Raw genomic sequence first — 19045 nt, 5'->3', positions numbered from 1 at the left:
CCGGTGCCGCCGCACGTAACACGGCCCTGTCACTGTGTGCGTTACCCGACGCCGACGCTGCGTCCCTTCAGAGAGGTCAGTTCGAATGGATCAAGGAAACACCGCCTTCCTACTCTTGGCCGCGGCCTTCGTCCTGTTGATGACACCGGGCCTGGCCTTCTTCTACGGCGGCCTGGTCAAGGCCAAGAGCGTCATCAGCATGATGATGATGAGCTTCGGCGCCCTGGGCCTCATCGGAGTGCTGTGGGTGATCTACGGCTACGCGATCGCCTTCCCGGGCTCCGAGGGCACGCTTGCTCCCTGGGCGATCGACCTCTCCAACATCGGCCTCACCGCAGCCCTCGAGACGCCCGAGGGCGCTCTCTACCCGCCGCTGGCCTTCGTGGCCTTCCAGGCCACCTTCGCCATCCTCACCGTGGCCCTCGTCTCGGGTGCGATCGCCGACCGGGCCAAGTTCGGCGCGTGGATGGTGTTCGCCGCCATCTGGGCCACGATCGTCTACTTCCCGGTGGCCAGCTGGGTGTTCAACTTCGGCCTCGCCGAAGACGGCAGCTTCGCCTACGGCGGCTGGATCACGCACGGTCTGCAGTCGGTCTTCGGCGTCGGCGCGATCGACTTCGCCGGCGGCACCGCCGTGCACATCAACGCGGGTGCTGCGGCACTCGCGCTGGCTCTCGTGCTCGGCAAGCGCGTCGGGTTCCAGAAGGGCGTCAACGTTCCGCACAACCCGCCGTTCGTGCTCCTCGGCGCAGGCCTACTCTGGTTCGGCTGGTTCGGCTTCAACGCCGGCTCCGAGCTCGCCGCCGACGGCACCGCGGCCCTCGCCTTCGTGAACACGATCGCCGCTCCCGCCGCCGCGCTGCTCGCCTGGCTCCTGGTGGAGAAGATCAAGGACGGCAAGCCCACCTCGGTGGGAGCGGCCTCCGGCGCTGTCGCGGGTCTCGTGGCGATCACCCCGGCCTGTGCGTCGCTCCACCCGATCTGGGCGATCGTGCTCGGTGTCGTGGCCGGCGCCGTCTGCGCCCTGGCGATCGAGCTGAAGTTCAAGTGGGGCTTCGACGACTCCCTCGACGTCGTGGGCATCCACCTCGTCGGCGGTCTGATCGGAACGCTGTACCTCGGCTTCTTCGCCAACAGCACCGGACTCTTCATGGGCGGCGACGGATCGCAGCTGCTCGTGCAGGCGATCGCCGCGTTCTCCGTGCTGATCTACTCCTTCGTGCTCGCCTTCGCCATCGGCTTCGTGATCGAGAAGACCATGGGCTTCCGGGTGAAGAACGAGGACGAGATCGCCGGCATCGACACCGTCGTGCACGGTGAAGAGGGCTACGTCCTCGTCGACACCAAGTAGTACGAACACGTAGTACCGAACAGGGGGTGCGCTGGATGTCGGAGTCATCTGACATCCAGCGCACTTCTGCGTTCGGGGATCCCGTGCTGCTCGCCGGTCTCCGGAGGCTCCCGCTGGAGCAGGGGCGCGGAGCGGTGCGCGAGATCTGGGCGGGTGAGGGCCCTCACCACGAGCCCTGCTGGCAGCTGCGCATCGTCGACATGCGCGGGCCGCGGGGCATCCTCAGTGCCTCCGCAGGCTCCGAGCACTACGTGATCGGGCTCGCGGGGCCGCAGGTGGCCGTCGGCGACACGCGGTCGGGCCACGTGCTCCGCCGCGGCCGCGTCGTCCCCATCCGCTCGTCCACGATCGTCTTCGAACGGCCCAAGCTCCGTGCCGCCGGTGCCAGTTCGCTCGTGGTGCTCACGGCGTCGTCTCCGGCTCTCGCCCCCACGCTCACGCTGCAGACCGTGGAGGGCGCCGCGGTGATGGCCGCCGGCACCTGCGGGATCGTCACGCTCCGCGACGCCGTGCTGCTCGACGACGCCGACGTGCCCGGCCACGCGGCCACCCTCATCGACCCGCAGGGCCTCCACCGCATCCGGGTCGCCTCGGCGCAGGTGCTCACGCTCGTGCAGCAGAAGCCCTAGCCGGCAGCCCCGGCAGGCAGCCCTGGCCGGCCCGTCAGGCTCCGGAGAGGCGGCGGACGGCGTCGGCCCGCAGCACCCGGAGGCGCCGGTAGTAGGCGCTCAGCCGGGACACCAGCACGGCCGACACGACGATCGAGATCGACGAGCCCAGCAGCACCGCGAGCGTGCCCTCGTCGGCCACCTCGGGCCGGGAGGCGAACGCGAGCTCGTTCATGAGCAGCGACACCGTGAAGCCCACGCCGCCGAGCGCGCCGGCCGTCAGCAGCGCGTAGGGGGTGAGGTGCGGCCGCTTCTCGCGTGGACCCACGAAGCTCGACAGCCAGCCGCCGAGGGCGATGCCGATCACCTTGCCCACCGGCAGCGCGATCAGGATGCCCCAGAACGGGGCGGCGAGCTCGGCCGGTGACACCTGGGGGATGGCCACGAGGGCGGCCGAGAAGGCGAACAGCGGCAGGATGACGCCGTTCGTGACCGGTTCGAGGGCGTGGCGGACGTGCATGGCGGGCTTCCGCACCATCACGAGTCCGAGCGCGACGCCCGCGATCGTGGCGTGCACGCCGGAGAGGTAGACCAGTGACCAGGTGAGCGCCGCGAGCACGATCATGACCGCGACGGCGAGCATCCGGTGCCTGCCGCCGAGCAGACGGCTGACGAGGCCGAAGAGGGCAACGCCGATCGCCGCGAGCCCGAGGAACACGAGGTTGGGGTCGGCGGTGAAGAAGACCGCGATGATGACGATGGCGACGATGTCGTCGAGGATTGCGAGGGCCAGGATGAAGATCCGCAGTCGCGACGGGATGCCCCTGCCGAACACGGCGAGCACGCCCAACGCGAAGGCGATGTCGGTGGCGGTGGGGATGGGCCAGCCGCCCTCGTAGCCGGAGCCCGCGGTCACGGCGACGTAGATGAGCGCGGGCACCGCGACGCCGCCGAGTGCGGCGATGGCGGGGCGCACGGCCTTCGAGACCGAGTTCAGCTGCCCGACCGTGAGCTCGTTCTTGAGCTCGACCGCGACGACGAAGAAGAACACGGCGAGCAGGCCGTCGCTGATCCAGTGGCCGACCGACAGGTCGAGGGGCGTGCCGGGGATGGCGAGGTGCGCATCCTGCAGCCGAAGGAGGGCAGGACCGATTGCCGTGTTGGCGGCGATGAGCCCGAGGGCGGCGGCGGCGAGAAGGAGGAACGCGGCGACGCGTTCGGAGCGGATGATGCCCATGCGGTGTCCTAGCTGCCCGGAGAGCGGGCGTCGGCGAAGGGTGTGAGCGATCGCGTGACCGCCCGCCGACCAGACTTCCCGGCTCTCCGGGATCGATCCTACAGCGACGGTCGGGTGCCCCTCCGGCGTGGGGTAGACTGGATCCTGCAACGCGGGGTGGAGCAGTTCGGTAGCTCGCTGGGCTCATAACCCAGAGGTCGCAGGTTCAAATCCTGTCCCCGCAACCACTAGCACGAAGGCCTGGTCGAGAGACCAGGCCTTCGTCATGTCCGGAGCGACCAGGTGCTGAGGCTCGTGCTGCGCGGCGTGCCCTCTGGGGCTGTGGACAGCTGCGAAAACGAGCATTCATCAGGGAAAAATGGTAGGATAGGGCATGTCCTTCTCCACCGGCCTCAGCGAGATCTTCGACGATCTCGTTGTCGTCCTGGGTGCCGAACTCGGCGGGCTCGCAGACGTCGATCTGCTGGCCGGTCAGGCAGTTCTCGAGAGCGTCGGGAGGCTCGTGGACGATGCCCGGGTGCGGTACGCGGGGGAGGTCGGGGCTCGGTCTCGTGCCGAGTTGGGAGATGAGGGGCTGAGCCGGTCGCAGAACTTCACGAGCCCCGTCGCGCTGGTGTCGGCAGTGACGGGGGTGTCGGCTCAGGAGAGCCGCAGTCGCCTCGAACTCGGTCGACGACTTCGCGGTGCCATTCTGCTCGGAGGGAGCGCCGGTCTCCCGCCGTTCCCTCGAATCTCCGAGGCGCTCCGGCACGGTGAGCTCGCGATCGAGGCGGCCGCCATCATCAGTCGGCACTGTGCGGCGCTGGCCGAGCGAGGTCTGTCGGCGGAGGTGATCGCGGAGGCGGAGGGGCTGCTCGTCGAGGAGACCACCACTCGACACCTCACGCCGGATCAGGTGGCCAAGGCATCGATCCATCTCCGGGAGCTCCTCGATCCCGATGGTGCCGAGCCCCGCGACGATGTCCATCAGCAGCAGCGGTCGCTGACCTACAGCCGGTCGGCGGATGGCATGATCCGGGGTCGGTTCGCTCTCACCCCCGAGCAGGGCGGGTTGTGGATGGCGAGCATCGACGCGCTGTCGAGCCCCCGCGTCACGGGTCCGCGTTTCGTCGAGGCAGGCGGGTCAGGCGGAGCAGGCGGGTCAGGCGAGGCCGAAGACGCGTTCCTCGCGCGGACCGCCACCGCCGACACGCGCACACAAGCGCAGAAGAACGTCGACGCGGTCACCGAGCTCATCGCCCGCGCGGCCGGCGCAACCGACATGCCGCGCCTCGGCGGAGCCACGACCACGGTCAACGTGCACGTCACCCTCGCCGACCTCCAGGAAGGGCGAGGTGTCGGCTGGATCGATGGCATCCACGAACCCGTCCCCGCTTCGTCCATCCAGCAGCTGCGATGCAGCTCTCGTGTCGCCCCCACGGTGTTCGGCGACCGGGGAGAGATCCTCCACCACGGCAAGACGCAGCGGCTCTTCACTCCGGCCCAGAACCGCGCCCTCGCCGCACGCGACGGCGGCTGCGTCTGGCCCGACTGCGACAGACCGCCACCCTGGTGCGAAAGTCACCACGCCGACGAATGGCAGCACCCCGATCACGAACCCGGCCGCACCGACATCGACAACGGCGTGCTCCTGTGCCACTTCCATCACTCCCACCTCCACAGATCGGCCTGGAAGCTGACCATGCGGAACGGCGTCCCCCATCTCGTTCCACCCGCCTGGATCGACGTCGACCAGATCCCGGTCCCCACCACTCGCCGAAGAACCGCCCTGCACCCACGGCAGCGCCCCGCTGCATAGAGCTGCTCTGCCGAGGCGCGTAGCCCGATTGCCGGCAGAAACGACGCACGGCGAGGAGCGGCTCGAGTTCCCCGCGCCGCGCCAGTGGTCACGAGGTGCGGCGGCAGACCTCCTCCCAGGGGGTCGGCTCGAGCGCGAAGTGGGCGCGGGCGGCGGAGTCGTCGAGCACGTAGGGGCGGGTCCACTGGTACGAGAGCTCCTTCAGCTCGCGGAGCATCGGCGAGAAGAGCTCTCCGGCGCGCAGCGCGAGCGGCGGGATGGGACTCACGGGCACGGGCGAGAGACCGGCGGCCGTGAGCACGTCGCCGAGCGCCTGGCGCTGCGAGCGGGGCGGGTTCGAGGGGACGTGCCAGAGGCGCCCGTGCGACGACTCGTCGTCGGCCGCGGCGATCAGGAGCCGGGCGACATCCTGCACATCGGTGAAGGTGTGCGGCATGTCGGGGTCGCCGAGCACCCGGGCGCGCTTGCCCCTGCGGGCGGCGGGGAGCTGGCGGCTGATGTGGCCGTTGACTCCCACGCCGGTGCCCATGTAGTCGGAGCCGCGCACCTCCACGGCGCGCACCCGCCCGGCGTCGTGCGCCTCGAGTGCGTCGGCCCAGAGGCGGGCCCGCAGCACGCCCTTGTGGTCGACGGCGGCGTCGGGCAGGCCTTCGTGCATCGGCTCGTCGACGGGACCGTAGGGGTAGAGGTTGCCTGTGATCGCGTAGACGGGTCCCGTGCGCTCGGCCGTGCTGAGGAGCGCCGCGGCCAATGGCGGCCAGGTGGTGTCCCACTGCGTGTAGTCGCCGGGGTTCGCACAGTTGTAGAGGGCGGATGCGCCGACCGTGACGGCCGAGAGGGCGTCGGCGTCGTTCGCATCCACACGAATGCCCCGCACCCCCGCGAGCCCCGGATCGGTGCCCGACCTCGTGGCGACGACCACCTCGGAGCCCCGCTCGGCGAGCTGGGCGGCGAGGTGGCGGCCCACGGGGCCGGCTCCGACGATGACATGGCGATCCGACATGGGCGACTCCTTCTGGAAAACGAGAGCGGTGCTCTCTGTCCATGAGCCTGACATATCGAGGATCGGGAAACAAGAGCAGTGCTCTCATTTGTTGCGGATGCTCTCGATTGCGGCCAGAGTGGTCGGATGACGCCTGCCGACCACCCTGCACCGGCCCCCTCGCCCGTGCCCCGCGCCCGCACCGTGCGGGAGCGCGCCCGCGAGCAGATCACGGCCGAGATCCTGACGGCGGCACGCATCCGGCTCACCGAGTCAGGCCCGGGGGAGCTCTCGCTCCGGGCCGTGGCGCGCGACGTGGGGATGGTGTCGTCGGCGGTCTACCGCTACTTCGCGAGCCGCGACGAGCTGCTCACCGCCCTGCTCGTGCTCGCCTACGACGAGCTGGGGGCCGCTGTGGAGCAGGCCGAGGCGGCCGTGGCCGACCGCCGCGACGTGGTCGGCCGCTGGCGCGCGGCGTGGCTCGCCGTGCGCGGCTGGGCACTCGCTCATCCGGGCGACTACGCGCTGCTCTACGGATCTCCCGTGCCTGGCTATGCGGCGCCGCAGGCCACGGTGGAGCCCGCGACGAGGGTGATCCTGGTGATCCTCCGGATCGTGGTGGATGCCAAGGAGGCAGGCTCTGCGACGCCCGCTGCTCGCGGCGCCGCCCACGACACCTCCGCCGTGGCCGGCGCGATCGGCTTCGCCCAGCAGCGGGGGCTGATGCACACCGACGCGCCGACCGAGCTCGTGGTGCGCACGCTCATGGGGTGGACGACGGTGTTCGGCACGATCTCGTTCGAGCTCTTCGGCCACCTCGTGGGGTCGGTCTCGCAGCCCGATGACTACTTCGAGATCGTGATCGACCGACTCGCCGCCGACCTCGGGCTCACCGAGGCGGATCCGGTTCGAAACGGTAGCCCATCCCCGTCTCGGTGAGGATGTGTCGCGGGTGCGAGGGGTCGGGCTCGAGCTTCTTGCGGAGCTGGCCGATGTAGAGGCGCAGGTAGCCGGTCTCCCGCACGTCGGCGGTGCCCCAGATCTGGGTGAAGAGGTCGCCATGGGTGAGCAGCCGGTGCGGGTTCCGCACGAGCAGCTCGAGGATCTTCCACTCCGTCGGGGTGAGCCGGATGGCGTTCCGCTGTCCCTCGCGCGTGACGACGTGGGCGAGCAGGTCCACGGTGACACCGCTGAGGGTCACGACCGGCGCGCTGGGCGCAGCGGCCGAGCTCCGCCGGGTGAGGGCGCGCACGCGGGCGAGCAGCTCGTCGATGGCGAACGGCTTCGTGACGTAGTCGTCGGCCCCGGCGTCGAGCGCGTCGACCTTGTCGGCGGCATCCGTGCGGCCCGAGACGACGAGGATCGGCAGCTGCGACCAGCCGCGCACGGTGCGGATGACCTCCATGCCGTCGAGGTGCGGCATGCCGAGGTCGACGATGAGGAGGTCGGGCGGGTGCGTGGACGCGGCCGCGATGGTGGCGAGGCCATCGCCCGCCGTGAGGATCTCGTGGCCCTGCGCCCCGAGGGTCACCCGCAGCGCGCGCAGGATCTGCGGGTCGTCGTCAGCGATCAGGATCCTCATGCGGACACCGCCGTGAGGGTGACGACCATGGTGGATCCGCCGCGCGGGGTCTCCTCGAACTCGAGCGTGCCGCCCATGCCCTCCACGAAGCCCTTCGAGAGCGCGAGGCCGAGCCCGAGTCCGGTGGAGTTGTCGGTGTCGCCGAGGCGCTGGAAGGGCACGAAGATGTCGTCGCGACGATCCTCCGGCACCCCTGGCCCGCGGTCGATCACGCGGATCTGCACGGTGTCGTGGAAGGCCGAGGCGGCGACCACCGCGTTCTGACCATCGGGGGAGTACTTGAGGGCGTTGGAGAGCAGGTTCACGAGCACGCGTTCGAGCAGCCCCGGATCGGCCTCGAGGTGCGGGAGATCGGCCGGCAGGTCGAGGTCGACCGACTCGGGCCCCACGCCCAGCTCCTCGAGCACCGTGGGCACGAGGTCGACGAGGTCGACGGGCTCGAGGGTCACGGCGAGGGCTCCGGCCTGCACACGGCTCACGTCGAGAAGGTTCGTGAGCAGGTCGGTGAGCTGCTTGAGCGAGGTCTCGGCGGTGTCGAGCAGCTCGTCTCGGTCGCCGGCCGAGAGCGCAGGGCCCGAGCTCCGGAGCCCGGTGACGGCGGCGGTCGCCCCTGCCAGGGGCCGGCGGAGGTCGTGGCCGACGGCCGCCAGCAGGGCGCTCCGCACCTTGTCGGCGGCGGCGAGCGGTGCCATCTCGCGCGCGGTCTCCTCGAGCCCGGCGTGCTCGAGAGCGGTCGCCAGCTGGGTCACGATCACCCCGAGCAGCCTCCGGTCGGCCGATTGCAGGGGTCGGCCGTGGAGTTCCAGCGTGGCCTCCGGGTCGATCGGCACGCGATCGGGCTCGTCGTCGCGGGCGGGCTCCCCGTCCGAGGCGAGCACGCGGTCTCCCACGAGGATGCGCACGCCCGTGAGTCCGAAGGCCTCCCTGGTGCGGGTCACGAAGGCCTGGAACGCGTCCTGCCCCCGCAGCACCTCGCCCGCGACGCCCGCGATGAGCTCGGACTCGGCGGCCGAGCGCCTCGCCGCGCGGGACCGCCTCGCCGCCTGGTCGACCACGATCGACACGAGCACCGCGATCACGACGTAGAGCAGCAGCGAGAGGGCGTGCCGCGGCTCGTTGATGTGCACGGTGTAGAGCGGGTCGACGAACAGGAAGTCGAGGGTGAACCCGCTCAGCACCGCGGCGAACAGAGCGGGCCAGATGCCGCCGACGAGCGCCACCACCACGACGAGCAGCTGGTAGCTCAGCACGTCGGAGGTGATCGACTCCTCGTTGTGGAAGAGGGTGAGCAGCCAGGTCAGGAGCGGTCCGCCGACGAGGGCGAGCACGAAGCCGTAGACGCGTCGGCGCACGGTGAGCGATCCGTGCGGGTGCGGGAGGGCGAAGCGCCGGCCGCCGGCGGCGGCGTGGGTGACGATGTGCACGTCGATGTCGCCGGACTCGCGGATGACGGTCGAGCCGATCCCCGCGCCCGTCAGGAGAGCCGAGAGACGGCTCCGCCTGCTCACGCCGATCACGAGCTGGGTGGCGTTCGAGGCCCGCGCGAACTCTACGAGCGCCTTCGGGATGTCGCTGCCCACCACCTGGTGGAAGGTGCCGCCGAGGCTCTCCACGAGCGAGCGCTGCGCCGCGAGCGCCCCGGGGTCGGAGGGGCGCAGGCCGTCCTGGCTCGTGACGTGCACGGCCAGCAGCTGTCCGCCCGCCGAGCGGGCGGCGATCCGGGAGCCCCGCCGCAGCAGGGTCTCGCCCTCCGGGCCGCCCGTGAGTGCCACGACCACGCGTTCGCGCGCCTCCCACTTCTGGCCGATGCCATGCTCGGTGCGGTACTTCTGCAGCGACGAGTCGACCTCGTCGGCGAGCCAGAGCAGGGCGAGCTCGCGGAGCGCGGTGAGGTTGCCGAGCCGGAAGTAGTTCGACAGCGCGGCGTCGATGCGCGCAGCCGGGTAGACGACGCCCTCGGAGAGACGGTCCCGGAGGGCCTGCGGGGCCAGGTCGACGACCTCGATCTGGTCGGCCTCGCGCAGCACCGCATCCGGGATGGTCTCGCGCTGGGGCACGCCCGTGATCTGCTGCACCACGTCGTTGAGCGATTCGATGTGCTGGATGTTGACGGTCGAGATGACGTTGATGCCGGCATCCAGGAGCGTCTCGACGTCGCGCCAGCGCTTCTCGTGCGCGAGCCCGGGGGCGTTGGTGTGGGCGAGCTCGTCGACGAGGGCGTACTGCGGAGCCCGGGCGAGGACGGCGTCGAGGTCCATCTCGTCGAGCTCCACGCCGCGGTGCGAGACGAGGGTGCGGGGGATGATCTCGAAGCCGAGAGTCATGGCCTTCGTGGCGGCCCGCCCGTGGGTCTCGACCACGGCGACCACCACGTCCTTGCCCTGGGAGCGCAGCCGCCGCCCTTCCTCGAGCATCGCGTAGGTCTTGCCCACGCCGGGAGCGGCCCCGAGCAGCACCCGGAGCCGTCCCTGCTTCATCGTTCCTCCATGCTCGGAAGCCTAGGCGTCAGGAGCCGAGCTGCGAGAGCGCGACGTTGAGCTCGAGCACGTCGACGGCCGGCTCACCGAGGTAGCCGAGGTCGCGGCCTTGGACGGCCGCGTCGACGAGGCCCCGCACGGCGGTCTCGCCGAGCCCGCGCGCGTCGGCCACCCTGGTGACCTGCTGGTACGCGTACTCCGGGCTGATGTGCGGGTCGAGGCCGGAGCCGGAGGTGGTGAGGGCGTCGACCGGGATGTCGTCCTCCGACACCCCGTCGCTCTCGGCGATCGCGGCGCGGCGGGCCTCGATCTCGGCGAGGAAGTCGGGGTTCTCGGGGCCGTAGTTCGAGCCCACCGAGGCGCCGCCGTCGTAGCCCGCGGCGGAGGGCCGCGACTGGAACCACTCGGGGAGCGCCTCCCCGTTCTCATCGGTGAACGACTGGCCGATGAGCGCGGAGCCGACGGGCTCGCCCTCGACCGAGACGAGGGAGCCGTTGGCCTGGGCGGGCAGGGCGAGCTGTCCTACGCCGAGGATGACGACGGGGTAGACGATGCCGAGCGCCACGGTGGCGACGAGCAGGTAGCGGAGTGCGACTCCGTAGGGGCGGGCGAACCCGCGGGTGGTGGCCATGAGGATGTCCTGTTCTGTTCTGCGGGGCTCTAGAAGCCGGGGATGAGGCTGACGACGAGGTCGATGATCTTGATGCCGATGAACGGCGCGATCACCCCGCCCAGCCCGTAGACGAGGATGTTGCGGTTGAGGATGCGCGACGCCGACATCGGCCGGTACGTGACGCCGCGGAGGGCGAGCGGGATCAGCACGATGATGACGAGCGCGTTGAACACGACGGCCGACAGGATCGCCGAGGACGGCGAGTGCAGCTGCATGACGTTGAGCAGCCCGAGGCCCGGGAAGACGGCCGCGAACATCGCCGGGATGATGGCGAAGTACTTCGCCACGTCGTTGGCGATCGAGAAGGTCGTGAGCGCCCCGCGGGTGATGAGCAGCTGCTTGCCGATCGCCACGATGTCGATGAGCTTCGTGGGGTCGGAGTCGAGGTCGACCATGTTGCCGGCCTCCTTCGCCGCCGACGTGCCCGTGTTCATCGCCACCCCGACGTCGGCCTGGGCGAGCGCCGGGGCGTCGTTGGTGCCGTCGCCGGTCATCGCCACGAGCCGGCCGCCCTCCTGCTCCTTGCGGATCAGCGCGAGCTTGTCCTCGGGGGTGGCCTCGGCGAGGTAGTCGTCGACACCCGCCTCCGCAGCGATCGCCTTGGCGGTCAGCGGGTTGTCGCCCGTGATCATGACGGTGCGGATGCCCATCGAGCGCAGTTCGGCGAAGCGTGACGCCATGCCCTCCTTCACGATGTCCTTGAGGTGCACGACCCCGAGGATCCGCGCCGGCTGCCCTGGCTCCCGGGTGGCCACCACGAGCGGGGTGCCGCCGAGGCCGGCGATGCGGTCGGTCTGCTGCTCGAGTTCGTCGAAGAGCACGTGGCCCACGGTGTCGGTCTCCACGGTGCCGGTCTGCACGGTGCCGGTCTGCACGGTGCCGGTCTCCCTGGCCCACGCGGTGACGGCGGAGCCCGCTCCCTTCCGGATCTGGCGGCCGTCGGCGAAGTCGACGCCGCTCATCCTGGTCTGCGCGGTGAAGGGCACGATCTCGCCGTCGACCGACGCAGGCCGCTCGAACCCCTGCTCCGAAGCGAGGTCGACGATCGACTTCCCCTCCGGGGTGGAGTCGGAGAGCGACGAGAGGGCGGCGGCGTCGCGGAGCGCGACGGCGTCGACGCCGGTGAGGGCGACGAAGTCGGAGGCGCGCCGGTTGCCGTAGGTGATCGTGCCCGTCTTGTCCATCAGCAGGGTCGTCACGTCGCCCGCGGCCTCGACGGCGCGGCCCGACATCGCGAGCACGTTGCGCTGCACGAGCCGGTCCATGCCGGCGATGCCGATGGCCGAGAGCAGAGCGCCGATCGTGGTGGGGATGAGGCACACGAGCAGCGCGACCATGACCGCGATCGACGGTGCGGCATCCGAGTACCCCGCGATGGGGCCGAGGGTCAGCACCACGATGAGGAAGATCACCGAGAGGCTCGCGAGCAGGATGTTGAGCGCGATCTCATTGGGCGTCTTCTGCCGGGAGGCCCCCTCGACCAGACGGATCATGCGGTCGACGAACGTCTCGCCGGGCTTCGAGGTGATGGTCACCACCACGCGGTCCGACAGCACGCGGGTGCCGCCCGTGACGGCGCTCCGATCGCCGCCGGACTCCCGCACCACCGGGGCGGACTCGCCCGTGATGGCCGACTCGTCGATCGAGGCGATGCCCTCGACGATGTCGCCGTCGCCGGGGATGAGCTCGCCCGCGACCACGACGACCACGTCGCCGAGCTTCAGGTCGGCGGAGGACACCTGTTCGGTGCGGGCCGTCAGGGCGGCGGGATCACCGGCGGCGTCGTAGGCCTCGACCCTCGCGGCCATCGTGCTCGTGCGCGTCGAGCGAAGAGTGGCGGCCTGCGCCTTGCCGCGGCCCTCGGCCACGCTCTCGGCGAGGTTGGCGAAGAGCACGGTGAGCCAGAGCCACACCGCGATGGCCCAGGTGAAGGCGAGCGAGGTGGCCTGCGGCCCCTCGACCACCGGCAGGAACGGCTGTGCGATGGCGATCACCGTGGTGAAGGCGGCCCCGACCTCGACGAGGAACATGACGGGGTTCCGCCACATCTCGCGCGGATCGAGCTTGCGGACTGCTCCGGGGAGCGACGCGGCGAGCTGGCGAGGGAGGGAGGTCATCGGGGGAGCCCTTCGGCGAGAGGTCCGAGTGCGAGCACGGGGAAGTAGGTGAGGGCGACGACGATGAGGACGACGCCCACGAGGAGGCCCACGAACTGCGGGCGGTGGGTGGGCAGCGTGCCCGCGGTGACGGGCACGGAGCCCTGCGCGGCGAGCGAGCCCGCCAGGGCGAGCACGAGCACGATCGGGATGAACCGCCCGAGCAGCATCGCCACGCCGAGCGCCGTGTTGAACCACGGGGTGTTGGCCGTGAGGCCCGCGAACGCGGAGCCGTTGTTGTTGGCGGCGCTCGTGAAGGCGTAGAGCACCTCGGTGAAGCCGTGCAGGCCCGGGTTCCAGATCGACGTCGACTCGACGTCGTCGCGGATGGCCGGCACCGCGAAGCTCAGCGCGGTGCCCACGAGCACGAGCGTGGGGGTGGCGAGGATGTAGAGGCTCGCGAGCTTGATCTCCCGCGGCCCGAGCTTCTTGCCCAGGTACTCGGGGGTGCGGCCGACGAGCAGGCCCGCGATGAACACCGTGATGATCGCGATGATCAGGATGCCGTAGAGCCCCGCCCCGATGCCTCCCGGAGCGATCTCGCCGAGCATCATGTTGAACAGCGTCATCATGCCGCCGAGCGACGTGTAGCTGTCGTGCATCGAGTTCACCGCACCCGTCGACGTGATCGTCGACGTCGTGGCGAACAGCGTCGAGGCGGCGATGCCGAACCTCTGCTCCTTGCCCTCCATCGCACCACCCGCGAGCTGCGGGCCGGTGCCGGATCCGATGATCTCGAACGTGGTGAGCGCGGCCAGCGACACCACGAACAGGGTGCCCATGGCGGCGAGGATGGCATAACCCTGCCGGTTGTCGCCGACCATCCTGCCGAACGCGCGGGGGAGCGAGAACGGGATGGCGAGCATGAGCACGATCTGGAACAGGTTCGTCCAGGGCGTGGGGTTCTCGAACGGATGCGCGGAGTTGACGTTGAAGAAGCCGCCGCCGTTGTTGCCGAGCAGCTTGATGGCCTCCTGCGAGGCCACCGGTCCGCCCGGCACGGTCGCGGTGCCGCCCGTGAGGGTGGTCACCTCTGTGAAACCGTTCAGGTTCTGGATGACGCCGCCCGCGAGCAGCACGACCGACGACACGACGGCGAGCGGCAGCAGGATGCGGAGCAGTGCCCGGGTGAGGTCGACCCAGAAGTTGCCGAGCGTGCCGGTGCTCCGGCGCGAGAAGCCCCGGATCAGGGCGACCGCCACGGCGAGCCCGACACCGGCCGAGACGAAGTTCTGCACGGCGAGCCCGGCGAGCTGCACCGTGTAGCCCAACGTGACCTCGGGGGAGTACGACTGCCAGTTGGTGTTGGTCACGAACGAGACCGCCGTGTTGAACGACAGCCCCTCGGGCACGGCGGGGAGGCCGAGCGAGTAGGGCAGCACCGCCTGCAGCCGCTGGAGGGCGTAGACGAAGAGCACTCCGACGAGGGAGAAGGCGAGCACGCCCCTGAGGTACGCGCCCCAGGACTGCTCACCCGAGGGATCGACGCCCACCACACGGTAGAGCCCGCGCTCGAACTTCAGATCCTTCGCCGAGCTGAACGTCCACGCGATGTAGTCGCCGAGCGGGCGATACAGCACCGCCAGGATGAGTGCGAGCGTCGCCACCTGGGCGACGAGGAGCCAGGCCTCCATGTCAGAACCTCTCGGGCTTGACGAGGGCGACCACGAGGTAGGCCACGGCGGCCACCCCGAGAAGGGCTGCGGCGAGTTCGAGCACGATCACAGCCTCCCGACCCCCCGGGCGACCAGAGCGACCACGCCGAAGACGGCGAGGATCGCGACGATGTAGACGACGTCGAGCACGGATGTTCTCCCTCCGACCGGCGCCCGGAGTGGGCGCGCGGGTACGGAGGTCGATCCTGCCCGCCCATCCGCGGCGATCCGGCCGTCCTAACGGGATCCTGACGCCGGTGCACCCCGGACCCCCCGAACCCGAACGGAATCCTGTCGGCCGGGGCCCCGAGCGGCGCTCGGCCGGGGCCCCGTCGGCGCTCGCCGCGGCTAGCGGAACCGGCGGCGGTAGATGAGGATCGCCGCGGTGTGGGCCACCACGAGGATCCCGATGAGCCAGGCGAGAGCGATCCAGATCCCACCGCCCACGGGCTGCCCCGCGAAGAGCGCCCTGATGGTGTCGACGATGGAGGTGACGGGCTGGTTCTCGGCGAACCAGGCGACAGGTGCCGGCATCGTGTCGGTGGGAACGAAGGCGGAGCTGATGAACGGCAGGAAGATCAGCGGATAGCTGAACGCGCTCGCGCCGTCGACGCTCTTCGCCGAGAGTCCGGCGATCACGGCCACCCAGGTGAGGGCGAGCGTGAAGAGCACGAGGATGCCGGCGACCGCGAGCCACGCGGCCACCGAGGCGCCACTGCGGAAGCCCAGGAGCAGTGCCACACCGGTGACGATCACCACCGAGGCGAGATTGGCGGCCAGGGAGGTGAGCACGTGCGCCCAGAGCACACTCGAGCGGGCGACCGGCATGGAGCGGAAGCGTTCCAGGATGCCGCTCTGCAGATCGAGGAACAGCCGGTAGGAGGTGTAGGCGATGCCCGACGCGATGGTGACGAGCAGGATGCCCGGCAGCAGGTAGTCGACGTACGACACGCCGCCCCCGGTGTCGATGGCGCCGCCCAGCACGAAGACGAACAGGAGCATGAGCGCGATCGGCGTGACCGCCGTGGTGAGGATGGTGTCGGGGCTCCGCAGGATGTGGCGGAGCGAGCGGCCGGTGAGCACGGCGGTGTCGCCGAGGGCATGGGTGGTCATCGTCCGGCCTCCGTCAGCGCGAGGAACACGTCTTCGAGCGATGGCTGCTTCTCGACGTACTCGACCGTGGCGGGCGGGAGGAGCCGTCGGAGTTCGGCGAGGGTGCCGCTGTGCATGATCACGCCCTCGTGCAGGATGGCGATGCGGTCGGCCAGCTGCTCCGCCTCATCGAGGTACTGCGTGGTGAGGAGCACCGTGGTGCCGGCGGCCGCGAGCTCCTTCACCGCCTGCCACACCTCGATGCGGGCCTGCGGGTCGAGGCCCGTGGTCGGCTCGTCGAGGAAGACCACCGGCGGATCGCCGATGAGGCTCATGGCGATGTCGAGCCGCCGGCGCATGCCGCCCGAGTAGGTGCCGGCCCGGCGGGAGCCGGCCTCGCCGAGCGCGAAGCGGGCCAGGAGCGCGTCGGCGATGGCACCCGGATCGGCCAGGTGGCGGAGGCGTGCCACGAGCACGAGGTTCTCCCGACCGCTCAGCACCTCGTCGATCGCCGCGAACTGCCCGGTGAGGCTGATCGACTCGCGCACCTCGGCAGGCGACGCGGCGACGTCGTGGCCGTGCACGGCGGCCGTGCCCGCATCCGCCTGCAGCAGGGTGCACAGGATGCGCACGAGAGTGGTCTTGCCGGCTCCGTTCGAGCCGAGCAGGGCGAGGATCGTGCCGGGCTCGACGGTGAGGTCGACCCCCCGGAGCACGTGCACGTCGCCGAACGACTTGGTCAGGCCCTCGATCCGGACCGCGGCGGGGGTGGTGGCTGCGGCGGTCATTCCTCCGCCTCCGTGCCCTCGACCGTGGTGCCCTCGACCGCGGCGTCGATGGCCTTGGTGAGGCGGGCGCGCTCCTTGTCGATCCAGTGCGCCCCCGCGTAGGCGGCGGCGAACTCCTCGGCGAACCCCACGGGGTCGTCGCCCACGATCTCGCGCACCGGCGTGCCGTCGACGGCGGCGCGCTCCCAGAGGTCGGCGTGGTCGCCGATCATGGTCGTGAGCGTGTCGCCGTCGGTCGTGCCGCTGTAGTACATCACGTAACGGCCGATCGCCTTCGCGGCGTCCCGGTACGGTGCAGGCAGGGCCGCGATCCTGGCGGTGGCCTGCCGGTACTGCTTCTTCTGCTCGAGGGGCCCGGTCAGGACCTCGATCCATTTCGCTGCCATGTCACTTCTCTCCTTCGATGGTGGGCCGGCGGATCCCTTCGATCCGCTCGGTGAGGAACGTCCAGCTGCTCCAGAACTCGGCGAGGTGCTCGCGCCCGGCGGCGTTCAGCGAGTAGACCTTCCGCGGCGGGCCCTTCTCCGAGGGCACCTTGGCGATGTCGACGAGGCCGCGCTGCTCGATGCGCACGAGGAGGGCGTAGATCGTGCCCTCCACGATGTCGGCGAAGCCCTGCTCGCGGAGCCGCGCCGTGATCTCGTAGCCGTAGGCCGGCCGATCGGAGAGCAGTGCGAGCACGATCCCCTCGAGGGTGCCTTTCAGCATCTCGGTCATCTGCTTGGCCATGCGGCCTCCTCGCTGTGTTGCACTGGCTACTCTGTGTCGCTGACTACGAGTAGATAGTAACGCCGAGTACCAGTAGATAGCAACACCGAATACCGCGATCCCTCGCCCGGCCGGAATGCGGGGCGGGCCGGTAGACTTGCAACCCTTGTGACGATTACCGCGACGACCACCCCGATCGACGACGCGGAGGCCCTGCGGCTCCGCGCCGACTTCCCCCTTCTCGGCCGCGAGGTGCACGGCGAACCTCTCATCTACCTCGACTCGGGCGCCACCTCGCAGAAGCCGCGTTCCGTGATCGACGTGGAGCGGGCCTACTACGAGGAGACCAACGCGGCCGTGCACCGCGGCGCTCACACGCTCGCCGGCGAGGCCACGGAGCTGTTCGAGGCGGCTCGCGAGCGCGTGGCCCGGTTCGTGGGCGCACGGTCCGATGAGATCGTCTGGACCTCGAACGCCACCGAGGGTCTCAACCTCATCGCCTACGGCATCTCCAACGCCTCCCTCGGCCGTGGCGGAGAGGCGGCGGAGCGGTTCCGGATCGGTCCGGGCGACGAGATCGTCACCACCGAGCTCGAGCACCACGCCAATCTCGTGCCCTGGCAGGAGCTCGCCCTCCGCACGGGAGCGACCCTGCGGGTGATCGGCCTCACCGACGACGGGCGGATCGACCTCGACGAGGCGGCGGCCGTGATCGGCGAGCGCACCCGGCTGGTCGCCGTCGCCCACGTGAGCAACGTGCTCGGCGCCGTCAACCCCGTCTCGCAGATCGTCGCGCTCGCGCGCTCGCACGGGGCGCTCGTGGTGCTCGACGCGTGCCAGTCGGCGCCCCACCTGCCGCTCGACCTGCCTGCCCTCGACGTCGACTTCGCCGTGTTCTCGGGCCACAAGATGCTCGCGCCCACCGGCATCGGCGTGCTCTACGGGCGCTCGGAGCTGCTGAACGCGTTGCCTCCCTTCCTCACGGGCGGGTCGATGATCACGACCGTCGGGCTCATCGAGTCGGAGTACCTGCCCGCGCCGCTCCGCTTCGAGGCCGGCACCCAGCGGGTGTCGCAGGCCATCGCGCTCGCGACCGCGATCGACTACCTCGACGCCGTGGGCCTCGACCGCATCGAGGCGTGGGAGGCCGAGCTCGGCCTCCGCCTCTTCGAGGGGCTCTCGAGGGTGGAGGGCGTGCGCATCCTCGGCCCGGCACCTGCGCCGGGGGTGGAGCGGGTGGGGCTCGCGAGCTTCGTGGTCGACGGCGTGCACGCGCACGACGTGGGTCAGTTCCTCGACGACCGCGGCATCGCCGCGCGAGTGGGGCACCACTGCGCGCAGCCGGTGCACCGCCGTTTCGGCGTGACCGCCACCACGCGGGCGAGCGCCTACCTCTACAACACGACCGCCGACATCGACGCGGCGCTCGACGCCGTGGCCGGCGTGCGCGCGTTCTTCCGGGTCGCCTGATGGCCTCGCGCGAGCTCGAGACGCTCTACCAGCAGGTCATCCTCGACCACGCGAAGCAGAAGCACGGCTTCGGCCTGCGCGAGGGCTCCTCGGGGGAATCGCACCAGGTCAACCCCACCTGCGGCGACGAGGTCACCCTGCGGGTGCACCGGTCGGCGGATGGCCGGGACCCGGTCACCGTGGAGTCGATCAGCTGGGAGGGGCAGGGCTGCTCCATCTCCCAGGCCTCCGCCTCGGTGCTCGCCGACCTCGTGCACGAGCTGCCCGAGGAGGATCTCCGTGCGCGGGTCGGCGCCTTCCGTGAGCTCATGCAGTCGAAGGGATCGCTCGAGGGCGACGAGGAGCTGCTCGGCGACGCGGTCGCGCTCGGCGGGGTCTCCCGCTACGTCACGCGCATCAAGTGCGCGATGCTGCCGTGGGTGGCGCTCGAGCACGCTCTGGCGGTGCGCTGAGCCCTAGGATCGCAGC

Annotated in this window: 18 protein-coding genes and 1 tRNA gene; 7 read left to right on the top strand and 12 right to left on the bottom strand. The window is 70.6% G+C overall.

The features are described 5' to 3' along the window. The first annotated feature begins 85 nt into the window (after positions 1-85). The gene (locus tag N1028_RS10460; protein ID WP_259527954.1) at positions 86-1351 is read left to right on the top strand and encodes an ammonium transporter; all 1266 of its coding nucleotides are present in this window, start codon (positions 86-88) and stop codon (positions 1349-1351) included. Positions 1352-1386: 35 nt separating this feature from the next. Further along, entirely contained in the window at positions 1387-1980 is a 594-nt protein-coding gene (locus tag N1028_RS10455) for a hypothetical protein (RefSeq protein WP_259527952.1), read from the top strand. Positions 1981-2014: 34 nt separating this feature from the next. On the opposite strand, the gene N1028_RS10450 is transcribed toward N1028_RS10455, so the two are convergent. Next, complete coding sequence (locus N1028_RS10450) at positions 2015-3196, bottom strand: Na+/H+ antiporter NhaA (protein WP_259527950.1); 1182 nt, start codon at positions 3194-3196, stop codon at positions 2015-2017. 150 nt (positions 3197-3346) lie between these two features. On the opposite strand from N1028_RS10450, the gene N1028_RS10445 reads away from it, so the two are divergent. Further along, a tRNA-Met gene (locus N1028_RS10445) sits at positions 3347-3423 on the top strand. A gap of 146 nt (positions 3424-3569) precedes the next feature. Then, positions 3570-4994 (top strand): HNH endonuclease signature motif containing protein, encoded by a 1425-nt coding sequence (locus N1028_RS10440; protein WP_259527948.1) that lies wholly within the window; start codon positions 3570-3572, stop codon positions 4992-4994. Positions 4995-5082: 88 nt separating this feature from the next. On the opposite strand, the gene N1028_RS10435 is transcribed toward N1028_RS10440, so the two are convergent. Beyond that, positions 5083-5997 (bottom strand): NAD-dependent epimerase/dehydratase family protein, encoded by a 915-nt coding sequence (locus N1028_RS10435; RefSeq protein WP_259527946.1) that lies wholly within the window; start codon positions 5995-5997, stop codon positions 5083-5085. A 126-nt stretch (positions 5998-6123) separates the two neighbouring features. On the opposite strand from N1028_RS10435, the gene N1028_RS10430 reads away from it, so the two are divergent. Next, on the top strand, positions 6124-6915 hold the full coding sequence (locus N1028_RS10430; protein ID WP_259527935.1) for a TetR/AcrR family transcriptional regulator: 792 nt from the start codon (positions 6124-6126) through the stop codon (positions 6913-6915). On the opposite strand, the gene N1028_RS10425 is transcribed toward N1028_RS10430, so the two are convergent. The 10 genes from N1028_RS10425 to N1028_RS10380 all read right to left on the bottom strand — a co-directional run bounded on the left by N1028_RS10425 (position 6866) and on the right by N1028_RS10380 (position 17128). Then, positions 6866-7558, bottom strand: coding sequence for a response regulator (locus N1028_RS10425; protein WP_259527927.1), 693 nt, complete (start codon positions 7556-7558; stop codon positions 6866-6868). The two genes, N1028_RS10430 and N1028_RS10425, sit on opposite strands and share 50 nt — an antisense overlap. Continuing rightward, complete coding sequence (locus N1028_RS10420) at positions 7555-10035, bottom strand: DUF4118 domain-containing protein (RefSeq protein ID WP_259527925.1); 2481 nt, start codon at positions 10033-10035, stop codon at positions 7555-7557. Before N1028_RS10420 ends, N1028_RS10425 begins: the two co-directional genes overlap by 4 nt. Before the next feature lie 28 nt (positions 10036-10063). Continuing rightward, positions 10064-10666 (bottom strand): potassium-transporting ATPase subunit KdpC, encoded by a 603-nt coding sequence (kdpC, locus tag N1028_RS10415; RefSeq protein ID WP_259527921.1) that lies wholly within the window; start codon positions 10664-10666, stop codon positions 10064-10066. Between the two features lie 29 nt (positions 10667-10695). Further along, positions 10696-12825, bottom strand: coding sequence for a potassium-transporting ATPase subunit KdpB (kdpB, locus tag N1028_RS10410; RefSeq protein WP_259527909.1), 2130 nt, complete (start codon positions 12823-12825; stop codon positions 10696-10698). Then, the gene (gene kdpA, locus N1028_RS10405; protein WP_259527898.1) at positions 12822-14498 is read right to left on the bottom strand and encodes a potassium-transporting ATPase subunit KdpA; all 1677 of its coding nucleotides are present in this window, start codon (positions 14496-14498) and stop codon (positions 12822-12824) included. Before kdpA ends, kdpB begins: the two co-directional genes overlap by 4 nt. A 1-nt stretch (position 14499) precedes the next feature. Beyond that, positions 14500-14589 (bottom strand): potassium-transporting ATPase subunit F, encoded by a 90-nt coding sequence (locus N1028_RS10400; protein WP_259527888.1) that lies wholly within the window; start codon positions 14587-14589, stop codon positions 14500-14502. A 278-nt stretch (positions 14590-14867) separates the two neighbouring features. Next, positions 14868-15632: an ABC transporter permease gene (locus tag N1028_RS10395; protein ID WP_259527879.1), complete on the bottom strand. Its 765-nt coding sequence runs from the start codon at positions 15630-15632 to the stop codon at positions 14868-14870. Further along, on the bottom strand, positions 15629-16399 hold the full coding sequence (locus tag N1028_RS10390) for an ABC transporter ATP-binding protein (RefSeq protein WP_259527877.1): 771 nt from the start codon (positions 16397-16399) through the stop codon (positions 15629-15631). Before N1028_RS10390 ends, N1028_RS10395 begins: the two co-directional genes overlap by 4 nt. Further along, positions 16396-16785 (bottom strand): DUF1048 domain-containing protein, encoded by a 390-nt coding sequence (locus N1028_RS10385; protein ID WP_259527868.1) that lies wholly within the window; start codon positions 16783-16785, stop codon positions 16396-16398. The genes N1028_RS10390 and N1028_RS10385 overlap by 4 nt, the downstream gene beginning before the upstream one ends. Position 16786: 1 nt before the next feature. Continuing rightward, positions 16787-17128, bottom strand: coding sequence for a PadR family transcriptional regulator (locus tag N1028_RS10380; RefSeq protein WP_259527861.1), 342 nt, complete (start codon positions 17126-17128; stop codon positions 16787-16789). 153 nt (positions 17129-17281) lie between these two features. Between N1028_RS10380 and N1028_RS10375 the strand changes: the two genes are divergently transcribed. Further along, positions 17282-18577 carry a cysteine desulfurase gene (locus N1028_RS10375; RefSeq protein WP_375163405.1) on the top strand — a complete coding sequence of 432 codons (1296 nt, stop codon included), beginning with the start codon at positions 17282-17284 and terminating at the stop codon, positions 18575-18577. Further along, positions 18577-19029, top strand: a complete 453-nt coding sequence (gene sufU, locus N1028_RS10370; protein ID WP_259527849.1) for a Fe-S cluster assembly sulfur transfer protein SufU — start codon at positions 18577-18579, stop codon at positions 19027-19029. Before N1028_RS10375 ends, sufU begins: the two co-directional genes overlap by 1 nt. Positions 19030-19045 lie beyond the last annotated feature (16 nt).

The sequence above is a fragment of the Herbiconiux oxytropis genome (assembly GCF_024979315.1).
In the GTDB taxonomy this organism is placed as follows: Bacteria; Actinomycetota; Actinomycetes; order Actinomycetales; family Microbacteriaceae; genus Herbiconiux; species Herbiconiux oxytropis.
The sequence above is the reverse complement of the archived record's forward strand: the minus strand, read 5'-3'. Positions and strand labels throughout refer to the sequence as shown.

Excerpts from the sequence above, each read along its gene's own strand:
- N1028_RS10460 (WP_259527954.1), top strand. The coding sequence starts at position 86 with ATGGATCAAGGAAACACCGCCTTCCTACTCTTGGCCGCGGCCTTCGTC.
- N1028_RS10455 (WP_259527952.1), top strand. The coding sequence starts at position 1,387 with ATGTCGGAGTCATCTGACATCCAGCGCACTTCTGCGTTCGGGGATCCC.
- N1028_RS10450 (WP_259527950.1), bottom strand. The coding sequence starts at position 3,196 with ATGGGCATCATCCGCTCCGAACGCGTCGCCGCGTTCCTCCTTCTCGCC.
- N1028_RS10440 (WP_259527948.1), top strand. The coding sequence starts at position 3,570 with ATGTCCTTCTCCACCGGCCTCAGCGAGATCTTCGACGATCTCGTTGTC.
- N1028_RS10435 (WP_259527946.1), bottom strand. The coding sequence starts at position 5,997 with ATGTCGGATCGCCATGTCATCGTCGGAGCCGGCCCCGTGGGCCGCCAC.
- N1028_RS10430 (WP_259527935.1), top strand. The coding sequence starts at position 6,124 with ATGACGCCTGCCGACCACCCTGCACCGGCCCCCTCGCCCGTGCCCCGC.
- N1028_RS10425 (WP_259527927.1), bottom strand. The coding sequence starts at position 7,558 with ATGAGGATCCTGATCGCTGACGACGACCCGCAGATCCTGCGCGCGCTG.
- N1028_RS10420 (WP_259527925.1), bottom strand. The coding sequence starts at position 10,035 with ATGAAGCAGGGACGGCTCCGGGTGCTGCTCGGGGCCGCTCCCGGCGTG.
- kdpC (WP_259527921.1), bottom strand. The coding sequence starts at position 10,666 with ATGGCCACCACCCGCGGGTTCGCCCGCCCCTACGGAGTCGCACTCCGC.
- kdpB (WP_259527909.1), bottom strand. The coding sequence starts at position 12,825 with ATGACCTCCCTCCCTCGCCAGCTCGCCGCGTCGCTCCCCGGAGCAGTC.
- kdpA (WP_259527898.1), bottom strand. The coding sequence starts at position 14,498 with ATGGAGGCCTGGCTCCTCGTCGCCCAGGTGGCGACGCTCGCACTCATC.
- N1028_RS10395 (WP_259527879.1), bottom strand. The coding sequence starts at position 15,632 with ATGACCACCCATGCCCTCGGCGACACCGCCGTGCTCACCGGCCGCTCG.
- N1028_RS10390 (WP_259527877.1), bottom strand. The coding sequence starts at position 16,399 with ATGACCGCCGCAGCCACCACCCCCGCCGCGGTCCGGATCGAGGGCCTG.
- N1028_RS10385 (WP_259527868.1), bottom strand. The coding sequence starts at position 16,785 with ATGGCAGCGAAATGGATCGAGGTCCTGACCGGGCCCCTCGAGCAGAAG.
- N1028_RS10380 (WP_259527861.1), bottom strand. The coding sequence starts at position 17,128 with ATGGCCAAGCAGATGACCGAGATGCTGAAAGGCACCCTCGAGGGGATC.
- sufU (WP_259527849.1), top strand. The coding sequence starts at position 18,577 with ATGGCCTCGCGCGAGCTCGAGACGCTCTACCAGCAGGTCATCCTCGAC.